The 22,961-nt window shown below is 64.7% G+C and carries 19 protein-coding genes and 1 pseudogene; 13 read left to right on the top strand and 7 right to left on the bottom strand.

Annotation, left to right across the window (positions count from 1 at the left end; translation table 11 throughout):
- Nucleotides 1–2: 2 nt before the first annotated feature.
- The 5 genes from cofH to AB0J47_RS12725 all read left to right on the top strand — a co-directional run bounded on the left by cofH (nucleotide 3) and on the right by AB0J47_RS12725 (nucleotide 6,955).
- Nucleotides 3–2,681: a 5-amino-6-(D-ribitylamino)uracil--L-tyrosine 4-hydroxyphenyl transferase CofH gene (gene cofH, locus AB0J47_RS12745; RefSeq protein WP_364344456.1), complete on the top strand. Its 2,679-nt coding sequence runs from the start codon at nucleotides 3–5 to the stop codon at nucleotides 2,679–2,681.
- 190 nt (nucleotides 2,682–2,871) lie between these two features.
- The gene (gene fdxA / locus AB0J47_RS12740) at nucleotides 2,872–3,195 is read left to right on the top strand and encodes a ferredoxin (RefSeq protein WP_040695137.1); all 324 of its coding nucleotides are present in this window, start codon (nucleotides 2,872–2,874) and stop codon (nucleotides 3,193–3,195) included.
- Nucleotides 3,196–3,218: 23 nt separating this feature from the next.
- On the top strand, nucleotides 3,219–4,322 hold the full coding sequence (gene dapC / locus AB0J47_RS12735) for a succinyldiaminopimelate transaminase (RefSeq protein ID WP_364344623.1): 1,104 nt from the start codon (nucleotides 3,219–3,221) through the stop codon (nucleotides 4,320–4,322).
- Between the two features lie 51 nt (nucleotides 4,323–4,373).
- Entirely contained in the window at nucleotides 4,374–6,011 is a 1,638-nt protein-coding gene (gene pruA, locus AB0J47_RS12730; protein WP_364344452.1) for an L-glutamate gamma-semialdehyde dehydrogenase, read from the top strand.
- On the top strand, nucleotides 6,008–6,955 hold the full coding sequence (locus tag AB0J47_RS12725) for a proline dehydrogenase family protein (RefSeq protein WP_364344449.1): 948 nt from the start codon (nucleotides 6,008–6,010) through the stop codon (nucleotides 6,953–6,955). The genes pruA and AB0J47_RS12725 overlap by 4 nt, the downstream gene beginning before the upstream one ends.
- Here the strand turns inward: AB0J47_RS12725 and AB0J47_RS12720 are convergent.
- Both AB0J47_RS12720 and AB0J47_RS12715 read right to left on the bottom strand, forming a co-directional pair.
- Nucleotides 6,952–7,821, bottom strand: a complete 870-nt coding sequence (locus AB0J47_RS12720) for an oxygenase MpaB family protein (protein WP_364344446.1) — start codon at nucleotides 7,819–7,821, stop codon at nucleotides 6,952–6,954. The genes AB0J47_RS12725 and AB0J47_RS12720 overlap by 4 nt on opposite strands.
- A 103-nt stretch (nucleotides 7,822–7,924) precedes the next feature.
- Nucleotides 7,925–8,794: an oxygenase MpaB family protein gene (locus AB0J47_RS12715; protein ID WP_364344443.1), complete on the bottom strand. Its 870-nt coding sequence runs from the start codon at nucleotides 8,792–8,794 to the stop codon at nucleotides 7,925–7,927.
- 186 nt (nucleotides 8,795–8,980) lie between these two features.
- Here AB0J47_RS12715 and AB0J47_RS12710 point away from each other — a divergent pair, with 186 nt between their 5' ends.
- Nucleotides 8,981–9,610, top strand: coding sequence for a TetR/AcrR family transcriptional regulator (locus AB0J47_RS12710; protein WP_364344440.1), 630 nt, complete (start codon nucleotides 8,981–8,983; stop codon nucleotides 9,608–9,610).
- Between the two features lie 33 nt (nucleotides 9,611–9,643).
- Here AB0J47_RS12710 and AB0J47_RS12705 read toward each other — a convergent pair whose 3' ends face one another.
- The gene (locus tag AB0J47_RS12705; RefSeq protein WP_364344437.1) at nucleotides 9,644–10,495 is read right to left on the bottom strand and encodes an oxygenase MpaB family protein; all 852 of its coding nucleotides are present in this window, start codon (nucleotides 10,493–10,495) and stop codon (nucleotides 9,644–9,646) included.
- A 131-nt stretch (nucleotides 10,496–10,626) separates the two neighbouring features.
- Here AB0J47_RS12705 and AB0J47_RS12700 point away from each other — a divergent pair, with 131 nt between their 5' ends.
- Both AB0J47_RS12700 and AB0J47_RS12695 read left to right on the top strand, forming a co-directional pair.
- The gene (locus AB0J47_RS12700) at nucleotides 10,627–12,057 is read left to right on the top strand and encodes an acyl-CoA synthetase (RefSeq protein WP_364344434.1); all 1,431 of its coding nucleotides are present in this window, start codon (nucleotides 10,627–10,629) and stop codon (nucleotides 12,055–12,057) included.
- A 39-nt stretch (nucleotides 12,058–12,096) separates the two neighbouring features.
- A complete protein-coding gene (locus AB0J47_RS12695) occupies nucleotides 12,097–12,486 on the top strand; it encodes a PPOX class F420-dependent oxidoreductase (RefSeq protein WP_364344431.1) in 390 nt (129 codons plus the stop codon).
- Between the two features lie 202 nt (nucleotides 12,487–12,688).
- On the opposite strand, the gene dapD is transcribed toward AB0J47_RS12695, so the two are convergent.
- Nucleotides 12,689–13,636 (bottom strand): 2,3,4,5-tetrahydropyridine-2,6-dicarboxylate N-succinyltransferase, encoded by a 948-nt coding sequence (gene dapD, locus AB0J47_RS12690; protein ID WP_364344428.1) that lies wholly within the window; start codon nucleotides 13,634–13,636, stop codon nucleotides 12,689–12,691.
- 71 nt (nucleotides 13,637–13,707) lie between these two features.
- Complete coding sequence (locus tag AB0J47_RS12685; protein ID WP_364344425.1) at nucleotides 13,708–14,124, bottom strand: hypothetical protein; 417 nt, start codon at nucleotides 14,122–14,124, stop codon at nucleotides 13,708–13,710.
- 64 nt (nucleotides 14,125–14,188) lie between these two features.
- Here AB0J47_RS12685 and dapE point away from each other — a divergent pair, with 64 nt between their 5' ends.
- A complete protein-coding gene (gene dapE / locus AB0J47_RS12680) occupies nucleotides 14,189–15,301 on the top strand; it encodes a succinyl-diaminopimelate desuccinylase (RefSeq protein WP_364344422.1) in 1,113 nt (370 codons plus the stop codon).
- Nucleotides 15,302–16,054: 753 nt separating this feature from the next.
- Entirely contained in the window at nucleotides 16,055–17,068 is a 1,014-nt protein-coding gene (locus AB0J47_RS12675) for a class F sortase (RefSeq protein ID WP_364344419.1), read from the top strand.
- Nucleotides 17,069–17,236: 168 nt separating this feature from the next.
- Here AB0J47_RS12675 and AB0J47_RS12670 read toward each other — a convergent pair whose 3' ends face one another.
- Both AB0J47_RS12670 and AB0J47_RS12665 read right to left on the bottom strand, forming a co-directional pair.
- Nucleotides 17,237–18,292, bottom strand: a complete 1,056-nt coding sequence (locus AB0J47_RS12670) for a hypothetical protein (protein WP_364344636.1) — start codon at nucleotides 18,290–18,292, stop codon at nucleotides 17,237–17,239.
- Nucleotides 18,293–18,325: 33 nt separating this feature from the next.
- Nucleotides 18,326–18,847 (bottom strand): annotated as a pseudogene (locus AB0J47_RS12665) (cutinase family protein); the annotation flags it as partial.
- Between the two features lie 995 nt (nucleotides 18,848–19,842).
- Between AB0J47_RS12665 and AB0J47_RS12660 the strand changes: the two are divergent.
- The 3 genes from AB0J47_RS12660 to AB0J47_RS12650 all read left to right on the top strand — a co-directional run bounded on the left by AB0J47_RS12660 (nucleotide 19,843) and on the right by AB0J47_RS12650 (nucleotide 22,960).
- Nucleotides 19,843–21,024, top strand: coding sequence for an ice-binding family protein (locus AB0J47_RS12660; RefSeq protein ID WP_364344416.1), 1,182 nt, complete (start codon nucleotides 19,843–19,845; stop codon nucleotides 21,022–21,024).
- A gap of 533 nt (nucleotides 21,025–21,557) precedes the next feature.
- Complete coding sequence (locus AB0J47_RS12655; RefSeq protein ID WP_364344413.1) at nucleotides 21,558–22,364, top strand: TIGR00730 family Rossman fold protein; 807 nt, start codon at nucleotides 21,558–21,560, stop codon at nucleotides 22,362–22,364.
- Nucleotides 22,358–22,960, top strand: a complete 603-nt coding sequence (locus AB0J47_RS12650; protein ID WP_364344410.1) for a TIGR00730 family Rossman fold protein — start codon at nucleotides 22,358–22,360, stop codon at nucleotides 22,958–22,960. The genes AB0J47_RS12655 and AB0J47_RS12650 overlap by 7 nt, the downstream gene beginning before the upstream one ends.
- The last annotated feature ends 1 nt before the right edge of the window (nucleotide 22,961 follow it).

Below are 22,961 nucleotides of genomic sequence, written 5' to 3'. Positions count from 1 at the left end.
GCATGATCGAGGGCGTGACCGAGCTAGCGACCCCGAGCGTCCCGCCCGCACCGCCAACGCCGTCGGCCGTGCGCCGTGCGCTGCGGCGGGCCCGCGACGGTGTGACATTGAATGTGGACGAGGCGGCCGTACTGCTGCACGCACGCGGCGACGACCTCGTCGACCTGTGTCGCAGCGCCGCCCGGGTGCGCGATGCCGGACTGGAATCGGCGGGTCGGCCGAAGACCATCAGCTATTCGCGCAATGTCTTCATCCCGTTGACCAAGCTCTGCCGGGACAAATGCCACTACTGCACCTTCGTCACGGTGCCGGGCAAGTTGCGCGCCGAAGGCAAGGGCATGTTCCTGGAGCCCGACGAGGTGCTGGAGATCGCGCGTCGCGGTGCCGAGCTCGGCTGTAAGGAAGCCCTGTTCACTCTCGGTGACCGTCCCGAGGACCGCTGGCCGGAGGCCGCGCAGTGGCTCGACGAACGTGGCTACGACTCCACGCTGGACTACCTGCGCGCCGTCTCGATCATGGTGCTCGAGGAGACCGGTCTGCTGCCGCATCTGAATCCGGGCGTGCTGAGCTGGGAGGAGATCTCGCGGCTCAAGCCGGTGGCGCAGTCCATGGGCATGATGCTCGAGACCACCGCCACCCGCCTGTTCACCGAAAAGGGCAACTGCCACTACGGAAGTCCGGATAAGGATCCGGCGGTGCGCCTGCGCGCGATTACCGACGCCGGTCGGCTTTCGGTGCCCTACACCACCGGCATTCTGGTCGGCATCGGCGAAACGCTGACCGAGCGCGCCGAGTCGATCATGGCGATTCGCAAGCAGCACAAGGCATTCGGGCATATCCAGGAAGTGATCATCCAGAACTTCCGGGCCAAGGACGACACCGCCATGCGCGATGTTCCCGACGCCGGTTTGGAGGAGTTCCGGGCCACCATCGCCGTCACCCGGCTGCTGCTCGGCCCCGACGTTCCGGTGCAGGCGCCGCCGAATCTGGTGTCGCACGAGGAATGCCAGGCCCTGATCGATGCGGGCATCGATGACTGGGGCGGCGTCTCGCCGGTCACCCCCGATCACGTGAATCCGGAACGGCCCTGGCCGAACCTCGATACGTTGCGCGAAATCACCGAGGCCGCGGGCTACCAACTCGTCGAGCGCACTTCGGCGCACCCGAAATACGTGCGCGCGGGCAACCCATGGGTCGATCCGCGCATCGGCGCACACGTCGCCGCGCTCACCGATCCGGAAACCGGTCTGGCGAATCCGGATGCGATTCCGGCCGGCCTGCCCTGGCAGGAACCAGACGAGTCGTGGGAATCCGCGGGCCGCATCGATCTCAATACCTCGATCGATACCGAGGGCCGAAATACCGAGAGCCGAAGCGATTCCGCACTCGGCGGAGCAGGGAGCGACGGGCACGGAGGCGGCAGCTTGCGTGACCACGAAGGGACCCGCGAGGGCCGCCAATCAGATACCGATGTCGTCGGGGCCTTCGGCGACTGGGACACCATCCGCGAACAGGCTCGTGACCTCGCCGTCGCGGCCCCCGAGCGGCTGGATTCCGATGTGCTCGCCGCGCTACGTGCCGCCGAAAACGATCCGGCCGGGCTCACCGACGCCGAATACCTCGCGTTGGCAACGGCCGACGGACCGGCACTGGATGCGGTTGCCGCACTCGCCGACCAGCTGCGCCGCGACGTCAACGGCGACGATGTCACCTACGTGGTGAATCGGAATATCAACTTCACCAATATCTGCTACACCGGCTGCCGCTTCTGCGCGTTCGCCCAGCGCAAGGGCGATGCCGACGCCTTCACCCTGAGCATGGACGAGGTCGCCGACCGCGCCTGGGAGGCGCATGTCGACGGCGCGACCGAAATCTGCATGCAGGGCGGCATCGATCCGGATCTCCCGGTCACCGGGTATGCCGATCTGGTGCGCGCGATCAAACAGCGGGTGCCATCGATGCATGTGCACGCGTTCAGCCCGATGGAGATCGTGAACGGTGCCTCTCGCGGCGGCCAGAGCATCCGTGATTGGCTGGTCGCGCTGCAGGAAGCCGGGTTGGACACCATTCCCGGCACCGCCGCGGAAATCCTCGACGACGAGGTGCGCTGGGTGCTCACCAAAGGCAAACTGCCGACCTCCGCATGGGTCGAGGTGATCACCACCGCCCATCGGGTCGGCGTGCGTTCGAGTTCCACGATGATGTACGGCCACGTCGACAATCCGAAGCATTGGGTCGGACATCTGCGGGTGCTGCGCGGAATCCAGGACGAGACGGGTGGTTTCACCGAATTCGTGCTGTTGCCGTTCGTGCACCAGAGTGCACCGCTTTACCTGGCCGGTGCCGCGCGACCGGGACCGACCATCCGGGACAACCGCGCGGCGCATGCCCTCGCGCGGATCATGTTGCACGGCCGCATCGATAACATCCAGACCAGCTGGGTGAAACTCGGCACAGCGGGCACCCGGATGATGCTCAACGGCGGTGCCAACGATCTGGGCGGTACCTTGATGGAGGAGACCATCTCCCGCATGGCCGGATCGCAACACGGTTCCGCCAAGACCGTCGCGGAACTCGCCGAGATCGCCGAGGGTATCGGCCGTCCGGTGCGCGAACGCACCACGACTTATGGGGTACCACCACGGAAGATCTCCGCGGCGCTGCCACTGACAGTGGGCTAGGCGATACCGGATTCCCGGTCGTCGCACTCGGATGATTCGCAAAGGCGCGGATGTCGGTGGTGTTTCATATCCAGCGAGTGGCATTCGGGACGAAGTTAGTTAGGGCAGGCTGACCCGGGGTAACCTGGGCTGCCGGGCTAGTGTGACGCTGGGCGGACTATCCCCGTGAGGACAGACTAGGAGAGCGGCAGTGCCGTACATCATCGCTGAACCGTGCGTTGACGTGAAGGACAAGGCATGCATCGAAGAATGCCCCGTGGACTGCATCTACGAGGGTGGTCGCATGCTGTACATCCATCCCGACGAGTGCGTGGACTGTGGTGCATGTGAGCCGGTGTGCCCGGTGGAGGCGATCTTCTACGAAGACGACACCCCGGACCAGTGGAGCGGATACGTGAACGCCAATGTCGACTTCTTCGACGAGCTGGGTTCGCCCGGCGGTGCGACGAAGGTCGGCAAGGTGGACTACGACCCGCCGTTCATCAAAGAGCTGCCGCCGATGGCGACCGAATGAGTAATAGGTACTGAGTGAGTTCTGTGTCACCGCGTCGCCGGGTCAGCGCTCTGCTGCCCGATTTTCCCTGGGACACCATTGCGGCGGTGAAGGCGAAGGCCGCCGCGCATCCGGACGGGCTCGTCGATCTATCGGTCGGCACCCCGGTCGATCCGGTGGACCCGCTGATCCGTGCGGCATTGAGTTCGGTCGCCGACGTGCCGGGTTATCCGACCACGCACGGCACGCCCGAACTGCGGATCGCGGCAGTCGATGCGCTGAAGCGGCGCTACGGGATCACCGGACTCGACCCGGCCGCGGTGCTGCCGGTGATCGGCACCAAGGAGTTGATCGCCGGACTGCCGCGGCTGCTCGGCCTCGGCGCGGACGATCTGGTCGTCATCCCGGAGGTCGCCTACCCGACCTACGAGGTGGGTGCGCTGCTCGCCGGTACCAAAGTGGCGCGCGCGGACGGGCTGACCCAGTTGGGTCCGCAATCGCCTGCCCTTATCTATGTGAACTCCCCATCGAACCCGACGGGGAAGGTGCTCGGTGTCGAGCATCTGCGCAAGGTGGTGCAGTTCGCGCGGGAGCGCGGCGCGGTCGTGGCCTCCGACGAGTGCTACCTGGGCTTGGCCTGGGAGGGGCGAGCCGTCTCCATCCTCGATCCGGAGGTATGCGACGGCGACCATACCGGTTTGATCGCGGTGCACTCGCTGTCGAAGACCTCCAACCTGGCAAGTTACCGCGCCGGATTCGTGGCGGGCGATGCGGAACTCGTCGCCGAACTACTCGAGGTGCGCAAGCACTCCGGCATGATGGTGCCGTTCCCGATCCAGGCGGCCATGGCCGCTGCGCTCGGTGACGACGCCCACGAGTCGGTGCAACGTGAGCGCTACCGTGCGCGTCGTGAGGTGTTGCGAAAGGCCTTGCAGCAAGCCGGTTTCCGGATCGATCACTCCGAAGCGGGCCTGTATCTGTGGTCCACCAGGGGCGAGCCGTGCCGCGCCACCCTGGACTGGCTGGCCGAGCGCGGCATCCTCGCCGCACCGGGCGACTTCTACGGACCAGGCGCGGGGCAGCACGTGCGCATCGCACTGACCGCCTCCGATGAACGTATCGAGACCGCGGCGCAACGCCTGGCCTGACACGTCCCGCAGTCGTGCCCGATGACCCCGCAACGGCGATAGCCTTGGGGTATGGACGCTGTCACGGTAGTCCCTGTTCCCAGCAACGAGCCGGTGCATTCCTATGCGCCGGGCAGCCCTGAGCGGGAACTGCTGATCACCAAGCTCACCGAAATCGCCGCCGAATCCATGGATATTCCGTTGGTCATCGGCGGCAAACACCGGCCGGGCATCGGAGCTCGGCACGATATCGTCGCCCCGCACCGACATCGGCATGTACTCGGCACCTACACCGACACCACGCATTCGGAAGCCCACGGCGCCATCGAGTCCGCGCTCGCGGCGGCCCCCGGCTGGCGCACCACGCCCTTCGATGAGCGGGCGGCAGTCTTCCTGCGCGCGGCGGATCTGTTGGCCGGGCCGTGGCGGGAGACGGTCGCCGCGGCGACCATGCTCGGTCAATCCAAGACGGTCCAGCAGGCCGAAATCGACGCGCCGTGCGAATTGGTCGACTTCTGGCGCTTCAATGTGGCCTTCGCGCGCCAGATTCTGCAGCAGCAGCCGCAGTCGAGCGCCGGTGTGTGGAATCAGATGGACTACCGCCCGCTGGAGGGGTTCGTCTACGCCATCACACCGTTCAACTTCACCGCCATCGCGGGCAATCTGCCCACTGCGCCCGCGTTGATGGGCAATACCGTGGTGTGGAAGCCCTCGCCGACGCAGACACTCGCGGCCTTCTGCACGATGCGGCTGCTGGAGACGGCCGGACTGCCGCCGGGTGTCATCAATATGGTGACCGGTGACGGTGTCGAACTGTCGGAGGTCGCGCTCGTCGATCCACGGCTGGCGGGCATCCATTTCACCGGCTCCACCAAGACATTTCAGTTCCTGTGGTCCCAGGTCGGCGCGAATATCGGTCGCTACCACGGCTATCCACGCTTGGTGGGCGAGACCGGCGGTAAAGACTTCATCGTCGCGCACCCGTCGGCAGATCCGGATGCGTTGCGTACCGCGCTGATTCGCGGTGCCTACGAATATCAGGGCCAGAAATGTTCGGCGGCTTCGCGCGCCTATATCGCACGTTCGGTGTGGCGGACGATCGGTGACGACTTCCTGCAACTGACCCGCGAGCTCAGCTACGGCGATGTCGCGGATCTGACGAATTTCGGTGGGGCACTGATCGATCGGCGTGCCTACGACAAGAATGTGGCCGCCATCGAACGCGCCAGGTCAGCTGGTATCGCCATTCCGGCGGGCGGCGAATACGACGACAGCGAGGGCTGGTTCGTCCGGCCCACGGTGCTGGTGGTGGATGATCCGCGCGACGACGCCTTCGCCACCGAATATTTCGGTCCCATCCTAGCGGTGCACGTCTACGACGATGCCGAACCCGGTTCCTACGCGGCGATATTGGCCGAGGTAGAGAGGGCGGCGCCCTACGCATTGACCGGTGCGGTCTTCGCCCAGGACCGCAAGGCCGTCGAACAAGCCTCGGCCGCACTGCGATTCGCCGCGGGCAACTTCTATATCAATGACAAGCCGACCGGCGCGGTCGTCGGTCAGCAGCCCTTCGGCGGTGCGCGCGCCTCGGGCACCGACGATAAGGCGGGTTCGCCGCTGAACCTGCTGCGCTGGGTCGCGCCTCGCACGATCAAGGAGACCTTCGTGCCGCCGGGTGACTACCGGTATCCGCACATGAGGTCGGAATGAATCCATTGCGGCCGGTCATACTCGCGGCCTCTGCCTCACCGCGGATGAAGCGCATCCTGACCCGGACGCCGGTCACAGCCGACATCGTCCGGCGCTTCGTGGCCGGTGAGGGCCGTGACGAGTTGATTCCGGTGGTGCGGGAGCTGCTGGCCAGCCGCCGGCTGATCAGCGTCGACTTCCTCGGAGAGAACACCACCGACCGGGCACAGGCCGATGCCACTGTGACCGAATACCTTTCGCTGATCAACGATTTGGCGGCATTGAACGGATTCCGAGATACCGCGGCGCGCACCGAGGTATCGGTGAAACTCTCCGCACTCGGGCAGGCACTTCCCGCCGACGGCCCAGCCATCGCCACCGAGAACCTGCGCATTCTGTGCACCAAGGCGGTCGAGGCCGGTGTGTGGGTCACCGTCGACGCGGAGGAACACAACACCATCGAGGCCACACTGGCGACGGTTCGTGAATTGCGCACCGAATTCCCTTGGCTCGGAGCGGTATTGCAGGCCTATCTGCATCGCACCGAGGCGGACTGTCGTGAGCTGTCCGGTCCCGGATCGCGAATTCGCCTCTGCAAGGGCGCATACCGGGAACCGCATACCGTCGCTTATCAGCGCGCCGCCGAGGTGACCGATTCCTACCTGCGCTGTCTGGAGATCCTGATGGGCGGCGACGGCTACCCGATGCTGGCCACCCACGATCCGGTGCTGATCCGCGCGGTTGAACAGTTGGCCGCCGAAACCGGCCGTGGCCCAGAACGGCTCGAGCACCAAATGCTCTACGGCATCCGCGGTCCCGAGCAGTTGCGGCTGGCCGCCGCGGGCAATGCCATGCGGGTCTATGTGCCATATGGCAGCCAGTGGTACGGCTATCTGACCCGCCGCCTCGCCGAACGTCCGGCCAACCTCGCGTTCTTTCTGCGCGCGCTGTTCGGCAAGTCTTAGACGAGCGGCTTGCCGAGGCGATGCCGCCTGCGCATATCCCACAGGCACAGGTTCATCGGAAAGAGCCTGGCGGGCTTGGGAAGTATGCGGTGCACGGCGCCGATCGCACGCAGCAATCGGTTCGCGAAGCGCTCCTGGCGTTCACTCCAATCCATGCGCATCTCGGCGCGCAGATGCGGCGGAAGCAGACTGGTCACCAGGAACCGCTGCAGCGGTGCGAATATACGCAACGGCCAGGCGACCATCTTCAGATCGATGAGATCGTTGAAGTACGCGCGGGTGCGGGCATCGACGGTCTTGGTCGCGAGAGTGGCATTCCAGTACTCCTGGAAGGCCGTTCGGTCGCGGGGCCACATTTCCGGTCGCATCTGCAGGGTGGTGCCGAGTCGAGCGGCGTACTGGTAGAGCACATCCGCGGTGTCCTCGTCCATCGGCCCGTGCAGCCGCTCCTCCAGATCGACCAGGCCCCAATACAAACAGGCTGCTACCCACAGTTGCAGTTTCGGGTCGAAGGCGTTGTATTTGACCGCGGCGCCCGGCTCGGAATGCACCGCGCGATGTGAACCGTTGACGGCTTCGCGGTAGTTCGCACGATCCTCTTCGGTGCCCATCAGCGCCACCGCGAGATAGGTCAGCGTTGTGCGGGTGCGCTTCCATGGGTGCACATCGATGCGGCCGGATTCGACCGTGCTCTCCATGACGCCGTAGGCGACCGGCCGCAGGCTGAGCTGCATGATGACATTGGCCGTCCCGCCGAGGAAGGCCGCGACACCGCTCCAGAATTCGTCCATCGCGAAGTTGTCGACGGTGCCGTAGCGGCAGGTCGGACCGGGATCGGGCGGCTCCACGGGTAGCGGCAAGGTCATCGTTGGCCTCGTCTTTCAGGGGGTGATCAGCGGCAATCGAAAGGTGATGAGAAGAATTGGTACTTACCTTCTCATTACCTCGATAGCGTGTCAAACGGTCCCCTTATACGAGCGGTTTACCCAGTCGGATGCGTCGGCGAACGTCGAACATATAGGTGTTCAACGGGAACATTCGCACCGGCTTCGGCAGCCGGGTTTGCACCGCCGAAATCCTTCGCAGCAGCCGATCGAAGCGGCGCTGATCGCGCTGGGACCAGGTCATCCGCATCTCATTGCGCAGATGCTGTGGCAGCAGGCCGGTTACGACGAAGCGCTGGAGCCGAGCGAAAACGAATTGCACGGGGCGCGGCATCATCTTCAGATCGATGAGGTCGTCGAAGTAGTCGCGCAGGGCGGGTTCGATACCGCGCTTTGGCAGGTTCTCATCCCAATACCGTTGGAACTCGGCACGATTGGCGGGCCACATCTCCGGTCGCATCTGCAAGGTGGTGCCGAGCCGAGCGCAATAGTGGTAAAAGTCCTCTGCCACATCGGGATTCATCGGGCCGTGCATGCGGGTGTAGAGGTCGTCGATGCCCCAGTAGAGGCAGGCGGCCACCCAGAGTTGCAGTGTGGGATCGAAGGCGTTGTATTTCACCGGGCTCGCCGAGGTCGAGCGGACCGGTCGATGCGATGCGTTGACTGCTTCCCGATATAGCGCGCGCTCGGCATCGGAGCCCATCAGTGCGACCGCGAGATAGCTCAGGGTGGTGCGCAGCCGTTTGATCGGGTGCAGTGTGACCTTGCCGCTGTCGACGGTGCTCTCCAGCACGCCGCGGCCGACGGGGCGCAGGCTCAGCTGCATGATCACATTCGCCGCGCCGCCCAGGAAAGCCGCGACTCCCTCGACGTACTCCTCGACGGTTTCTGGAGTGATGGGGCCGACGCGGTCGGGAATCGGCAGGTAATCGGCACTGCGGAGTGGTTCGGTCATCGTTGACCTCGCCTTTCTGTGGCCGTCCGCGACAGGAGCGGATGGTGAGAAGATAGTATATAAACCCTCTCATTGCCTCGCGGCGGTGTCAATCACGCTTTCGGGGCGTTCGTGGGCAGTGTGGGCTGATGGCATGCGATGCTAGCGGTGTCATCGTGTCATCGGAGCGGAAAAAGGGTGGGTGTTATGGCGACGCTGACCAGACTCCTGGCGCTGGTGCGCAGCACCGGACCAGAGGATCGCAACCAGACGCGGGTGCTGGATGCGGCTCTGCTGGCGTTCCTGGACTTCGGAATCAAACGAACCAGCATGGTGGAGGTCGCGCGACGGTGCGGGCTCTCGCTAGCCACGCTCTATCGGCGCTTCGCGAGCAAATCCGATCTGATCCAGGCCGTCGGTATGCGGCAGGCGCGGCAGTTCGTCGAGCAGGTGGATGTGGCGCAGCAGCGGCAGGTCGATCGCGACGCCGGTGCCGAGGAACAGATCGTGGAGCTGTTCGTTGCGTTCCTGAACGGACTGCGCGGCAATAAGCTGCTCGACCGATTGTTGAAGACCGAGCCGGAGATCGTGCTGCCGTATCTCACTGTCAAGGGCGCGCCGGTGCTCGAACTCGGCCGCGACTATCTGGCCGAATTCATTACCCGGTTGCAGGGGGAGGGCAAGTTGCCCGGATACGATCCGGAGCCGGTCGCCGAGATGATCGCACGGACGGCGCTGTCCTTGGCGCTGACGCCGCAGACGGTCCTGCCACTCGACGACGACGCCGCGATCCGCAAATTCGCGCGCGACCATGTGGTCGTTTCGTTCCGCCTGTAGCTGACCGACCCCTGTCGACTGCCGTCCCCTGAGTCACACCATCCGCAGGCCGAACCGCCTGCGGATGCGCATGTCCCACAGGTAGGCATTGATCGGAAACAGCCTGGCCTGCTTCGGCATTCGGGCGGTGATCGAGCCGGTGGTGTGCAGGATTCTGGCGAGTTTCCGATCGTCGTCCGTGGTCCAGGTCATGCTCATCTGGTCGCGCAGATGCTCGGGCAGCAGGCCGGTGACCACGAAGCGGTGGAAGCGGGCGAATGGTAAGCGGGCGGGGCGCGGGAGCATTTTCAGATCGATCAGATCGTTGAAGTAGTCGCGGATCGGGGGATCGATGGTGGTCTTCGCTAGGTGTTCGGTCCAGTACTCGTCGAAGGCGACGCGATTGGCGGGCCACATTTTCGGATGCATTTGTAGTGTGGTGCCGAGTCGAGCGCCGTAGCGGTAGAAGGCTTCCGCGTCGGGGTCGTTCATCGGGCCGTGCATGCGCTCGTAGAGATCGCGGGCACCCCAATAGAGACAGGCGGCGACCCAGAGTTGCAGTGCGGGATCGAAGGCGTTGTACTGCACCGGACTCGCCGCGGTCGATTTGACCGAGCGATGCGACAGATTCACGGCATCGCGGTAGGCGTCGCGTTCATCATCGGTGCCGAGCATTGCGACCGACAGATAGGTGAGGGTGGTGCGCAGCCGTTTGATCGGATGCAGCATGACCTTGCCGCTGTCGACGGTGCTCTCCAACACGCCGTAGCCGACCGGCAGCGTGCTGAGCTGCATGATCACGTTCGCCGTTCCACCCAAGAATGCGGCGACACCGTCGAGGTGCCGCTCGATATCGAAGCTGTCCTCGGCGGGTGTAGGCGCGGGTTTGCGAAACGGGCTGGTCATCAGGGACACCGGTCTCATGGTTGAGAAGGAATTGCTTAGACGTTTTCACCGTCTCATGGGTGTGTCAAGCGCCACGTTGTCCTCGAGGGGGAGCGTGGTGGTGCGGTGTGCTGCCGAAGTAGCGTGAGCGAATGTCATTCGGTCCGCCGCCGCTGCTGCTTCGTTCGCTCAACCCGCTCGCTGTCGCCGGGGGAGCGGATATTCCGGATGCCGTCACCATCGACGGGGTGACCCTGTCGCGCAGTGATTTGCTCGGTGCGGCAACCTCGGTGGCCGAGCGCATCGCGCGCGCCGATCGGGTCGCGGTGCTGGCGCGGCCGACCGTAACGACGGTGCTCGCGGTGGTCGGCTGCCTCATCGCCGGCGTGACGGTGGTGCCGGTGCCGCCGGATTCGGGGACCGCGGAGTTGGCGCATATCCTCAGCGACTCCGGTGCGCAGGCGTGGTTGGGTGAGGCGCCGGAGGGGACGGATCTCCCGGTGGTTCCGGTGCGTGTGCACGCGCGCTCGTGGCATAGCTACCCCGAACCCGACGCTGCCACACCGGCATTCGTGCTGTACACCTCGGGGACCACCGGTCTGCCCAAGGGGGTCGTGCTGAATCGCGGTGCCATTGCTGCCGGGCTCGACGCGCTCGCGGACGCATGGTCATGGACACCGAATGACGTTCTGGTGCACGGTCTTCCGCTGTTTCACGTACACGGATTGATCCTCGGCGTACTCGGACCGCTGCGGGTGGGCAGTCCGCTGATCCACACCGGTAGACCGACGCCGCAGGCATATGCGGACGCGCGTGGCACGCTGTACTTCGGAGTGCCAACGGTGTGGTCGCGAGTTGTCGAAAATCCCGATGCGGCAAAGAAATTGGCCGATGCGCGGCTGCTGGTCTCGGGTAGTGCCCCGCTGCCGGTGCCGGTGTTCGAGCGGCTGCGCGAACTCACCGGGCACGCGCCCATCGAGCGGTACGGAATGAGCGAAACGATGATCACGCTGTCCACTCGCTTCGATGGGGAACGTCGTCCCGGATGGGTCGGCACGCCCGTCGCAGGTGTCGAGACTCGGCTGCGGGACGAGGCCGGTGCGGATGTCCCGCATGACGGTGAGAGCATCGGTGGCCTGCAGGTTCGCGGGCCGATGCTGTTCGACGGCTACCGCAACCGGGCCGAGGCGACCGCCGAATGCTGGACCGAGGACGGCTGGTTCAAGACCGGCGATGTCGCGGCCATCGATGCCGGTGGTTTCCATCGCATTGTCGGCCGGGAATCGGTCGATCTCATCAAGTCCGGTGGCTACCGGATCGGCGCGGGCGAAGTCGAGACCGTATTGCTCGGACATCCGGATGTGGCCGAGGTTGCGGTAGTGGGACTTCCCGACGCCGATCTGGGACAACGGATTGTCGCGTATGTCGTATTGCGCGGTGCCGCACCGGATTCCATCGAGAAGGCGCTCATCGAGCATGTGGCCGAACAGCTTTCGGTGCACAAGCGCCCGCGCGAGGTCCGCGTGGTGGACTCCTTGCCGCGCAATGCGATGGGGAAGGTGCAGAAGAAGCTGCTCGGCTGACTTGACCTCTACTTCGGTTCAGGTTCTACGGTCCCCGGTATGAGCGCAGCACTGACACCCGAACAGATCGACTACCTGGCCACCCAGCGCCTGGGCCGACTGGCGACCGTCCGCCCCGACGGCTCACCCCAGAACAGCCCGGTCGGCTTCCGCTACAACGCCGAACTCGGCACCATCGATATCGCGGGCTGGAATATGGGCAAGTCCTGGAAATTCCGCAATATCGCCACCAACAACCGCATCGCCTTCGTCGTCGACGACGTCGCCTCGATCCAGCCCTGGCGCGTCCGCTGCCTCGAAATCCGCGGCACCGCAGAACAATTGACGGATGTGGAGCCCTATATCTCGGGCGTCTCACGAGAGATGATCCGTATCCACCCGACCCGGGTGATCGCCTTCGGCCTCGCGGCTGGCGTCACCCACGGGTAGGGCCTGTCGCAGACCTGGAGCAACACGACAACTGATTTCGTGCGCATGTGGGTGAGTCGCCGGAAGAGCTAACTTACCGCCGCCAACGTCACAGTTGTCGCGATTTGGTCTGGCCGGTCGTGCGGCGTCATCGCTGATGTCGACTGCGCCGTCGGCGATGACGCCACCGTGACAGCCCCGGAAGATCCGGGGCCGCACGAGCCTAGTCGTTGGCGTGCAGGTCCGCGTTGAGTTCGATGCCGGTGCCCTTGCGGTGCACGACCTCGACGGCGCCGGTGGTGGAGTTGCGGCGGAACAACAGGTTGTTCTGACCGCTGAGCTCGGCGGCCTTGACCACGGTGCCGTCGGGGGTGGTGACCTTGGTGCCCGCGGTGAGGTAGAGACCGGCCTCGAGGACGCAGTCGTCGCCGAACGGGATGCCGAGGCCGGAGTTGGCGCCGAGTAGGGAGCGCTCGCCGATGGAGATGATGGTGGTACCGCCGCCGGACAGGGTGCCCATGGTGGAGGCGCCGCCGCCGATATCGGAGCCGTCGCCGACCACGACGCCCGCGGAGATGCGGCCCTCGACCATGGAGGCGCCGAGGGTGCCCGCGTTGAAGTTCACGAAGCCCTCGTGCATGACGGTGGTGCCGGAGGCCAGATGCGCGCCGAGGCGGACCCGGTCGGCGTCACCGATGCGCACCCCCGACGGCACGACGTAGTCGACCATCCGCGGGAACTTGTCGATGCTGTACACGGTGACCGGCCCGCGGACACGCAGCTTGGCGCGTGTCGCCTCGAAACCCTCCACCGCTGCCGGACCGTGGTTGGTCCACACCACATTGCTGAGCAGTCCGAATTGTCCGTCCAGGCTCACCTCGTGCGGCTTGACCAGCCGATGCGAGAGCAGATGCAGCCGCAGGTACACATCGTGCGCGTCCACGGGCGCCGCCGACAGATCGGCGATCGTCGTCCGCACCGCGATCACATCGACCCCGCGCGCCTCGTCGAATCCGAGCAGCGCCGCGTATTCCGCGGGCGCCTCGTCCAGGCGCTTCGTACCGGTGTCACCGAACGCGCCCAACTCCGGATGCGGGTACCACGTATCCAATACGGTCCCGTCCGCGGTCACATTGGCGATACCGACTGCTGCTGCTCCCTGAATGCTCACGTCAACAGAGGTTACCCACCCATCCGCACTCGTGGTGAGCCACGTCGACCGCTACCTGCCACCTCGACTTATCACAATTCCGCAAGGCTGATCGTGGACCGCCCGAAGGCTTTGGTCAGCACCGAACGTTGGTGCGGAGTGAGCTCGTTGATGACTACCACGGCGTCCGCGGCGAGTTCCGCACAGGCCGCGGCGATCTCGCCGACTTTTCCGGTGCTGAACAGCGTGCGGGGTGAAAGCGGCCGCGCCATCACGCCGACACCGCCGGCCGAGACGCCACGACGCTGGGTGAACATCGCGACGACCTGACCGCCGAGGGTGGCGACCACGTTCGCGGCGTCGTCCATGCGCGTCACGTAGTCCGGTTCCCTAGCGGAGAAGAAGCCGACTATGACGATGTCGGCCCCGGCGACGGAAACCGCCGGTGTATCGAGTCGCCGTCGCCGATTGCGGCGCGGTAACCGATTGCGTCGATGAGTCGGGTGCATAGTGGAGACCGTATCGGCGCCGCGATGGCGTCGGGTGCGACCGGAGAACCGTAGGCTGGGGCGCGTGACCATCGACTTGCGCGCCGACCCCATCGCACTGACCGCAGCTCTCGTCGACATCCCCAGCGTCTCGCGCGACGAGACGGTCATTGCCGACCTGGTCGAGCGGGCGCTGCGTGAGCAGACCAGCGGATTCGAGGTGCTGCGGCACGGGAATGTGGTGCTCGCGCGCACGGATCTGGGGCGGCCGACTCGGGTCATTCTCGCCGGTCATTTGGATACCGTGCCCATCGCCGACAATGTGCCGAGCACGTTCGTGGACGAGGCGGGGGAGCGCCAGCTCTACGGCTGCGGCACCGTTGATATGAAATCCGGTGACGCGGTCTTCCTGCATCTGGCCGCGACCGTCGCGGAACCGGTGCACGATCTGACGCTGATCTTCTACGACTGCGAGGAGATCTCCGCGAAGTACAACGGTCTCAACCACATCGAACGCGACCTCCCGGATTGGCTCGTCGGCGATCTGGCCATCCTCGGCGAACCGTCCGGCGGTGTCATCGAGGCGGGGTGCCAGGGCACCCTGCGCGCCCGGCTCGCGACCAAGGGCGTGCGGGCACATTCGGCGCGGTCGTGGAAGGGCGACAATGCGATTCACCACTTGGCCCCGGTGCTGCAGCGGCTCGCCGACTATAAGGCCCGCGAGGTCGATATCGACGGCTGCGTCTATCGCGAGGGCCTGTCCGCGGTCCGTATCGGCGGTGGCGTTGCGGGCAATGTGATTCCGGACGAGGCCGAGGTCGACGTGAACTTCCGCTTCGCGCCCGACCGTACCGTCGCCCAAGCCACCGAGCATGTGCGCGAGGTATTCGCCGGACTCGACCTCGATTTCGAGCTCACCGACGCCGCCGCGGGCGCACTGCCGGGCCTGTCCGCACCCGCCGCCAAGGATCTGATCAGCGTGGTCGGCGCCGACAGTGTGCGCGCCAAATACGGCTGGACCGATGTCGCGCGCTTCGCCGCCCGCGGCATCCCGGCGGTGAACTTCGGTCCCGGCGACCCCAATCTCGCCCACAAGCGCGACGAACACGTCCCGGTCGCCCAGATCACCTCGGTCGCCGCGACACTGCGCAACTACCTGACCGAACGAGTCACCAACGCTGCCGAACTGTCCCGCTGATTCCGGCCGGGGTGCGGGGCACGCACGGTCAGCTTTCTCACGTCTGGCTCCGGCATGAGGGGCGTGTCTCCTCTCAGGACGGTCGCGTTGTGACGCCGCGGCGGAACGGGACCCGCACCGGGGCATCGCAGGTCAGGAAGCGACCTTTGGGGTCGTGCCACAGTTCGATCTGTCGTGTGCTGTAAACATCGGCAGATTCCACATTCCGGTGAACAGCAACTCGGGGTGGATGCCTGCGGCGCTGTGTGGGTTGTCGGGGTCGTTGATCGAGGTGAATTCATCTGGATTCTGTGGGACGAGCCAGGCGTTGTTGCAGATCGGTAAACAAGAAGATTGCGTGCGACATCGCCGCCTTCATCGGGGTAGACGAAGGCGATATCGCAACGAGCACACCAGCGAGTCTGTCTCCGGTCGAACTCGAGGGACTACCCGATGATATCGACCGTACTCACCTCCTGGAACCAACCGGTCACCTGGACTAATGCGATTCTGGCAGAGAGGGCCCCGCCAATTTCTCCCGATTCCCACCCATGGCTACTACGGCAGTCTAATAGAGGCATCACATTTAGTCTCGGCACTACTACCCGAACCCAAAGTTTAATTAGACCCTGCGGCCTTGAAGCGTAATATCGCACTAACACGTGTCGAGTGCCATAAGCACTTCGCTGGTTGCCGAGGCGATAGAAGTGATCCGGTCGCATTCACAATTGCAAGTGAGGCTCAGGGATAAATTCTATCTGTCGAGGAGTTCGTATGAGCTCGTCATTTCGTGCTGTATCGGTCATTCCAGGGTTGCCCCGCGGTCCCAGCCCACCGATTCGGGAACTCCCACCGCAAGGCCTCAGCGGTCCAGGTGGATCCGGTGGTGAACGTGGTCAGGGCGACCGCGATACGCCCGAGACAGCACCGCCTGTGACGCCCGGCCCTGGAGTTCCACCAAAGGGTGCTCCAGGTACCGGCGAAGACGGCAGCGCCGATGACCCGGACCCGGTTGATGACCTTGGGTGGGCTGGCGGTACCTGGACTCGGCCTCCTGCTCGAGCAGACCACTCGCCGACGTCAGGGGCCCACCACACCCCGGCTGGAACCGGAATGACCGAAGCGCGAGCCCACACTCCGCGCAGTCCAGGACGCAGTTCGCCGACGTCGTCGAGGCACCTGCGAATAGCGGCCAGCATTCTGCTACTTCTTGCGGCAATGAGTCCGATCGCTCGATTGTGCCCAGGTGGGAATCTGGTCCCGGCCCCCCATGCCGCCGTGACCACATTCGGTACCGTGGCCCCGGCCGCGCTCCCAGAATCGCTCCCTGTGGAACTACACATCCCAGCTATTGCCGTGGATGGACCACTCTCCGAGCTCGGCCTCAATCCTGATCGCACGGTAGAACTTCCGACGGACTTTCAGATAGCGGGCTGGTACCGATACGGCCCCCCGCCGGGGGACATGGGCTCCGCGGTCATCCTGGGACACGTAGACTCCTACACCGGACCCGCGGTCTTCTACCGACTATCGTCACTGCGGCCCGGGGACGAGGTCCACGTGACAAGAGCGGACCGATCGGTTGCTCACTTCCTCGTCCAGAGGGTAGCCACTTATCTCAAGTCGGAGTTCCCAAGCCATGAGGTCTACGACTCGCAGGGATACAGCGCGCTGCAACTGGTGACGTGTGGCGGCGAATTCGACCACACCATAAGAAGCTATCAGTCCAATGTGGTGGTCTACACCGCGCTCGTTGGCATCACTCCGCCGCCCGCTGGCCCACCATGACAGACCCGGCCCCCAGCATCGACCTTGGTCGACGAGGGCGGCTTGACCGCGAATACTGCGCGCCAGGCTGTCGCGGGAGCGGGAGACGATGTTGATCTTCTGATGGTGGGCCACTCTGCGCCGTGGCCGACCATCAGCCACTGCAAAATGGTGATTTGTCGGTATCCCCTACAGGAGCTCGCGCACCGACACCGCGATAACCGACATGGCTCCGACTGCTGTGGCTATCGGCGGCGCGCTCCGATACCAGCTGGCGCTGTTCGAGGCTGAGTTCGTGGACCCGGCAAGAAAGTCGGATCGGACACCCGCGTCATCGCCGGCGGCGAGCCGATATCGAAGCAAGCGCCACGAAACCGGGAACATCAGGAGCATCCACAGGCAATACCACATTGCGATATCGGGGTCAGCGGTAACGGATGCTGACATGTCTTTCCGTGGTGCGCGATGTAGAAGCGTGGATTTGGCCGTAGCTGATTCGGCGGCCTGTATCGCCGGTGGAGCTGCATCGCCTGGTGCTACGGCCTGATGTGGATCCATAGGTTGACTGGGAACACTCGGTGCAGCGGAAGCCTTGGCATTGGTGACGGAGCCTGTCCGAGTGGAGAGACTGCGTGCCAGCGCTGAAAACCAGTCCGCGACGAATTGGGTGGGCGTCTGGCCGGTTTCGGTGACGGATTCCCATGCATAGGCGCCGTGGCGTGCGACAACATCCTGATATCTCGCCCACGTTGCGGGTTCGAGCAGCGCGGCGTTGTCTGCGACGGCAAAGGCGACCGCGTCGAACGCTTGTGTCACCAGGTTCCCGGTGGGTTCGATCGGCGCCGAAGGGAATCGCGGGCCGGTAACTTTTTCCGTAAGGAGGGCAATGCCGTCCAAAGGTTGATTCTCGCCGACGCTGAGAATTTCGGCGACTTCGCTCGGTTCGAGTGTCACGCCTACTACGGCGAGCAAAATATTGAGCGCGACTGTACCCACTTTGAGCAACGCTGCCTGCGCGTCGGGACCATAAACCGGCACCCGCGGGTCCGAGGCTTCCGAAAGGCGCTGACTGAGCGTTCTTTCCGACGTCAGCGTCAGTGTTTCGACCGTGTTGCCGTCCAAGTCATTGCTTGCCACGGCGGCGGCGGTCTTCACGGTTGTCGCGACAACAGCTTGAAGGATCGAGGACAGTGCGGTGAATGGGTCGAGCGGGGATAGCAGTGCCTGGCCGATGATGTTCGTCAACGCGTGCAGTATCGGTGCGCCGGTGGGTGCGTCGCAGGCGAGGTCTTCTGCAATGCACACCGAGGCCACGCGTCCGGAGAGAGCGCCGAAGTCTGCGGCAATGTCTTGTTGCGGTCCGATGCCACCGCCAGCGGGCATCGTCTGTGCGACTGGCGGCAACCCCGCCAATGCTGTTCGGTCGGTACCGGGCGCGGGGGCGGGTGTGCGCTGTCCCGGCGCGCCGGGGAACACCGGTGCCCCCGGGTCACGGGTCGGGTCACCGAAGAGTGCGGCGCCGGCTATCTTGTCCGGTTCCACCACACCGTATCCGAGCCCTACCTCCCGCAGGAACAACGAAACAACGTGCGCCCCTTGTGAATAGCCCAGCAAAGCCAGGCGGGTGTTCTCGCATCTATTGCTGATTCCGCGGGCCATGCTCCGCAGCTCGTCGAGTCCGGCGGAGACGGATCGCGCGTACGACGACGAGGCAGCGCCGGGCACGATCCCGCCGAACGCCGCGGGATAGGGCACGTATGCGCGGTCGGCCGCTCCGGGCTTCGAGATGCTGGCCAGCATTGGTGTGAAAACGCCCGACAGCATGCCGGTGTCGACGGTGGGCGATGCGCTGAGAGAGGACTGCCCTGTGCCCTGAACACCGAGGGTGTACAGGGCCGGGCAGTCGGTCGGATCGAATTCCGGAGCAGCGGTAGCGGGTTCGGCGACGACGGCGCCGGTCGCTGCGGCGACTGCACACACGCCGGTTACGGCGAGTGCTCGAGCTATCTTCCTCGACACTACGATCCGACCTCTCACAGACTCGGGCTTCTACTTGGACGTGCCGTACTTCACGTTCATTCCGCTGGATTGTCATTGCCCCTAGAGCAGGCCGCCGGTCAGAAAATGGAGTGTGTCTCCAGCGACGGCGAGAAGTCCTGTGACGAGGTTGATTACGGGCTGGAGGATCATTCGAACAGCCTCTCGGTTGATCATCTCTGTATCGGTTCGGCGTAGCGAATTGTTTGCGGCCCGACCCCCGACCGACTCTTTTGAGATGTCGGGGGTCGGGCCGCAAACCGGGCATTCGTGTCAGAGCAGCGAGTGGACCAGAACGCTGACGACACCGGTGAGAAGGTTGCCCACGATCGGCAGCAGACCGCTGAGGAGACCCATGTTTGTTTAACCTCTTCCTGTTTGGTGATTGGTGTTCCCCCGAAGACGGGCCTCGAGGGTGCTTGCGTGGTCGCCCGCCAGAAGAGGGATCGCGCATTGTTTTGCGAACCGCTGATACTCCCGTGGCGAGACTCGACCGTGACACCGATTCAGTAGCAAGCACACTGACGCGAGCATCGCCCACGCCCCGCTACATCGGCATCGAAAGGTACTTCGTAAGTCGCGCGACCCTGGATGGGTTAATTTCTGGCTTCGACTTATTGGCGTGGTCGGGCCGGTTTGGAAGCTTCTAGAACAGCGGTGAGCAAATCGCGGCGGGTCGACCCATCCACGCTGTCCAGTTGCATCGAAGACAGACAGTGACATTCACACGTGTGCCGTGCAACGGCGAAGGGAAACCAGTGACATTGCCGTCCAACTCGCCCCGGGCGCGTCCGGTCGGACGATTGATCATCGCTGCGGTGACGGTTGTGGCCGCCACAGTCCTGCTGATATTCAATGGGATAGCGTCAGCGGCCCAGCCCCCTGTCGGGTTGGGGACGGCCACATCCTTTGCGGTATTGGCGGGTCAGACGGTCACCAACACGGGACCCACGATCATCTCCGGTGATGTGGGGGTCAGTCCAGGGAGTGCGGTTACCGGGTTTCCGCCGGGACTTATTACCCCCGGAACGGGAACCATCCACGCTGCCGACGCGGTGGCGTTGCAAGCACAAACAGATCTGACTACGGCATATAACGATGCTGCGGGTCGCGGTCCTGCCACCGCCGCTCCCCCTGATCTCGGCGGCCAAACACTGGTCGCGGGGGTGTATAACACGGCGGGCCCCATGGGCCTAACCGGGACAGTCACCCTCGATGGGCAAAATGATCCCAACTCGGTCTGGATCTTCCAAGCGGGATCTACGTTGATCACGGCATCGAACAGCACGGTCGCCCTCATCAACGGGGCCTCACCGTGCAACGTCTTCTGGCAGGTGGGTAGTTCCGCGACATTGGGCACCAACACTACCTTCGTCGGAACCATCATGGCGTTGACCTCGATCTCGGCGCAGACCGGAACCATCGTGGAGGGACGGCTGTTGGCACGAAACGGCCAGGTCAGCCTGGACAACAACAGGATCACCCGACCCAACTGCACTATCCCACCGACGTCCACGACTACAGCGCCGCCGACAACGACAACGACAACGACAGTGCCGCCGACGACGACGACAGCGCCGCCGACAACGCCGCCGACAACGCCGCCGACAACGCCGGCGACAACCATCCCCTTCCCGCCCGGTGGCGGTGGCGGAGTTATTCCCGTCATCCCCGGTGGCGGTGGCGGTGTCGGTGGCGGTGGCGGTGTCGGAGTTCTCCCCATCCCCATCCCGATCCCTATTCCCATCCCCATTCCGATTCCCGGTGGCGGTATTCCGGGTGGACCGGGTGGACCGGGTGGACCAGGTGAACAAGGACCGGGCGAGCAAGGACCCGGCGAGGAAGGACCCGGTGAGGAAGGACCGGGCGAGCAAGGACCCGGCGGTGGCGGGGACGTCCCCGAAGGCTCTCCAGAAACGGGTGGGGGTGGTACTGCCTAGCCTGGGCAATTCACCGCACTGATCGGTGGCAAGCTCGGCCCCGCACTGAACGAGGTCGCACGCCGCCGCTCCGGCTAGGCAGCCGTACCGAATTGCATTGAGGGGTGGCACCGACAAGCGGTGCCACCCCTCAACTATGTCCCGCCGACGAATGGAACCCCGCACACCTCACCGACGACCGACCGCGACAGACCGCACCGCACGCCGGACCCAACCCCGTCTTCCCCCTGCAACCCCGCCCTCCTCGCTGGCCCGGCCCGACCGGGCGAACCAAACACACCGCGTCATTCAGCACCGCCCTACACACACGTCGGCCGAATTCTTGATGACTAGATAGCAATTGGCCTCAGAACACCCGGTACTGTCTGCACCATGACCAGCGGCGGTGCGTTTAGAGAGCACACCGGTAACTCGTCGGGGACGGGCTGACTTGCCCGCAGCTTCTACCGCCGCGCGCCAACGTCATAGTTGCCGCGACTGAGTCCGGCGCCTGAAGGTTCGGGGAGGCGGGGGAGCCCGGTAGCGTGGGCGCTATGTCCACCGGAGCCGCCGATAACGAGATCGCAAGCACGCCGAAGTCGACACCCAAATTCCGCGGGCCGATCATGTTCCGCCGCGATCGCAAACCGGGCGGCACCGCCGACCAGAACCTCTTGGACCGGCATGGACCCAGCGATTGGGTGCATACCGATCCGTGGCGGGTATTGCGCATCCAGGCCGAATTCGTCGAGGGCTTCGGCGCGCTCGCCGAATTGCCGCGCGCGGTCACCGTCTTCGGTTCGGCCCGCACGCCACCGGGGCATCCGGAATATCACGCCGCCATGGCCATCGGCGGTGCGCTGGCACAGGCCGGATTCGCGGTGATCACCGGCGGCGGCCCCGGCGTGATGGAGGCCGCGAACCGGGGCACGTCGGAGGCGGGCGGGTATTCGATCGGACTCGGCATCGAGTTGCCGTTCGAGCAGAGCCTCAACGAATGGGTCGACCTCGGCATCAACTTCCGCTACTTCTTCGCGCGCAAGACCATGTTCGTGAAGTACTCCCAGGCATTCATCTGTCTGCCGGGCGGATTCGGCACCCTGGACGAGCTGTTCGAGGCGCTCACCCTGGTGCAGACCCACAAGATCACCCGCTTCCCGATCATCCTGTTCGGCAGCAAATACTGGGCCGGACTCGTCGACTGGCTACGCGATTCGCTCGGCGGCTCCGGCAAGATCTCACCCGGCGACCTCGGCCTGCTGCATGTGACCGATAGCGTCGAGGAGGTCGTGCAGATCATTCTGGCCACCGCGGACGGTGCCACCGACACCGATGCGCTCGAGACGGAGGATCAGTGGTGAGCCAAGGCGGATACGCGGTCTGCGTCTACTGCTCGGCCAGCACCGCCGATCCGGCGATGCTCGCCCTCGCCGCCCGGGTCGGCACCGAGATCGCAAGGCGCGGTTGGCGATTGGTGTCCGGCGGTGGTCACGTCTCGATGATGGGCGCGGTCGCCACCGGTGCCCGTGCCGGCGGTGCGCACACCATCGGGGTGATCCCGAAACACTTGGTGCACAAGGAAGTAGCCGATGTCGACGCCGACGAGCTGATCGTCACCGACACCATGCGCCAACGCAAACAGGTCATGGAGGACCGCGCCGACGCCTTCCTCACCTTGCCCGGTGGCATCGGCACGCTGGAGGAGTTCTTCGAAACCTGGACCGGCGGTTACCTGGGCCAACACGATAAGCCCGTGGTTGTCCTCGATCCCGATGGTTTCTATCGAGGTCTGTTCGACTGGCTGGACAAACTCTACGATCGGAAGTTCGTGTCCCAGTCGGCCATGGCCCGGATCACCGTGGTCAACGATCTGTCTGCGGCCTTCGCCGCACTGAAACCGGTGCAGGTATCCGAGGTGACGCAGGAGCCGGGCACCACCCTCGACGAGGAGGTTTGAC

Origin of the sequence: Nocardia sp. NPDC049737 (genome assembly GCF_040674755.1) — a bacterium.
GTDB lineage: Bacteria > Actinomycetota > Actinomycetes > Mycobacteriales > Mycobacteriaceae > Nocardia.
The sequence above is the reverse complement of the archived record's forward strand: the minus strand, read 5'-3'. Positions and strand labels throughout refer to the sequence as shown.

What these genes read in the sequence shown, in the direction of transcription:
- cofH (WP_364344456.1), top strand. Translation starts at nt 3, where the DNA reads ATGATCGAGGGCGTGACCGAGCTAGCGACCCCGAGCGTCCCGCCCGCA.
- pruA (WP_364344452.1), top strand. Translation starts at nt 4,374, where the DNA reads ATGGACGCTGTCACGGTAGTCCCTGTTCCCAGCAACGAGCCGGTGCAT.
- AB0J47_RS12725 (WP_364344449.1), top strand. Translation starts at nt 6,008, where the DNA reads ATGAATCCATTGCGGCCGGTCATACTCGCGGCCTCTGCCTCACCGCGG.
- AB0J47_RS12720 (WP_364344446.1), bottom strand. Translation starts at nt 7,821, where the DNA reads ATGACCTTGCCGCTACCCGTGGAGCCGCCCGATCCCGGTCCGACCTGC.
- AB0J47_RS12715 (WP_364344443.1), bottom strand. Translation starts at nt 8,794, where the DNA reads ATGACCGAACCACTCCGCAGTGCCGATTACCTGCCGATTCCCGACCGC.
- AB0J47_RS12710 (WP_364344440.1), top strand. Translation starts at nt 8,981, where the DNA reads ATGGCGACGCTGACCAGACTCCTGGCGCTGGTGCGCAGCACCGGACCA.
- AB0J47_RS12705 (WP_364344437.1), bottom strand. Translation starts at nt 10,495, where the DNA reads ATGACCAGCCCGTTTCGCAAACCCGCGCCTACACCCGCCGAGGACAGC.
- AB0J47_RS12700 (WP_364344434.1), top strand. Translation starts at nt 10,627, where the DNA reads ATGTCATTCGGTCCGCCGCCGCTGCTGCTTCGTTCGCTCAACCCGCTC.
- AB0J47_RS12695 (WP_364344431.1), top strand. Translation starts at nt 12,097, where the DNA reads ATGAGCGCAGCACTGACACCCGAACAGATCGACTACCTGGCCACCCAG.
- AB0J47_RS12685 (WP_364344425.1), bottom strand. Translation starts at nt 14,124, where the DNA reads ATGCACCCGACTCATCGACGCAATCGGTTACCGCGCCGCAATCGGCGA.
- AB0J47_RS12675 (WP_364344419.1), top strand. Translation starts at nt 16,055, where the DNA reads ATGAGCTCGTCATTTCGTGCTGTATCGGTCATTCCAGGGTTGCCCCGC.
- AB0J47_RS12655 (WP_364344413.1), top strand. Translation starts at nt 21,558, where the DNA reads ATGTCCACCGGAGCCGCCGATAACGAGATCGCAAGCACGCCGAAGTCG.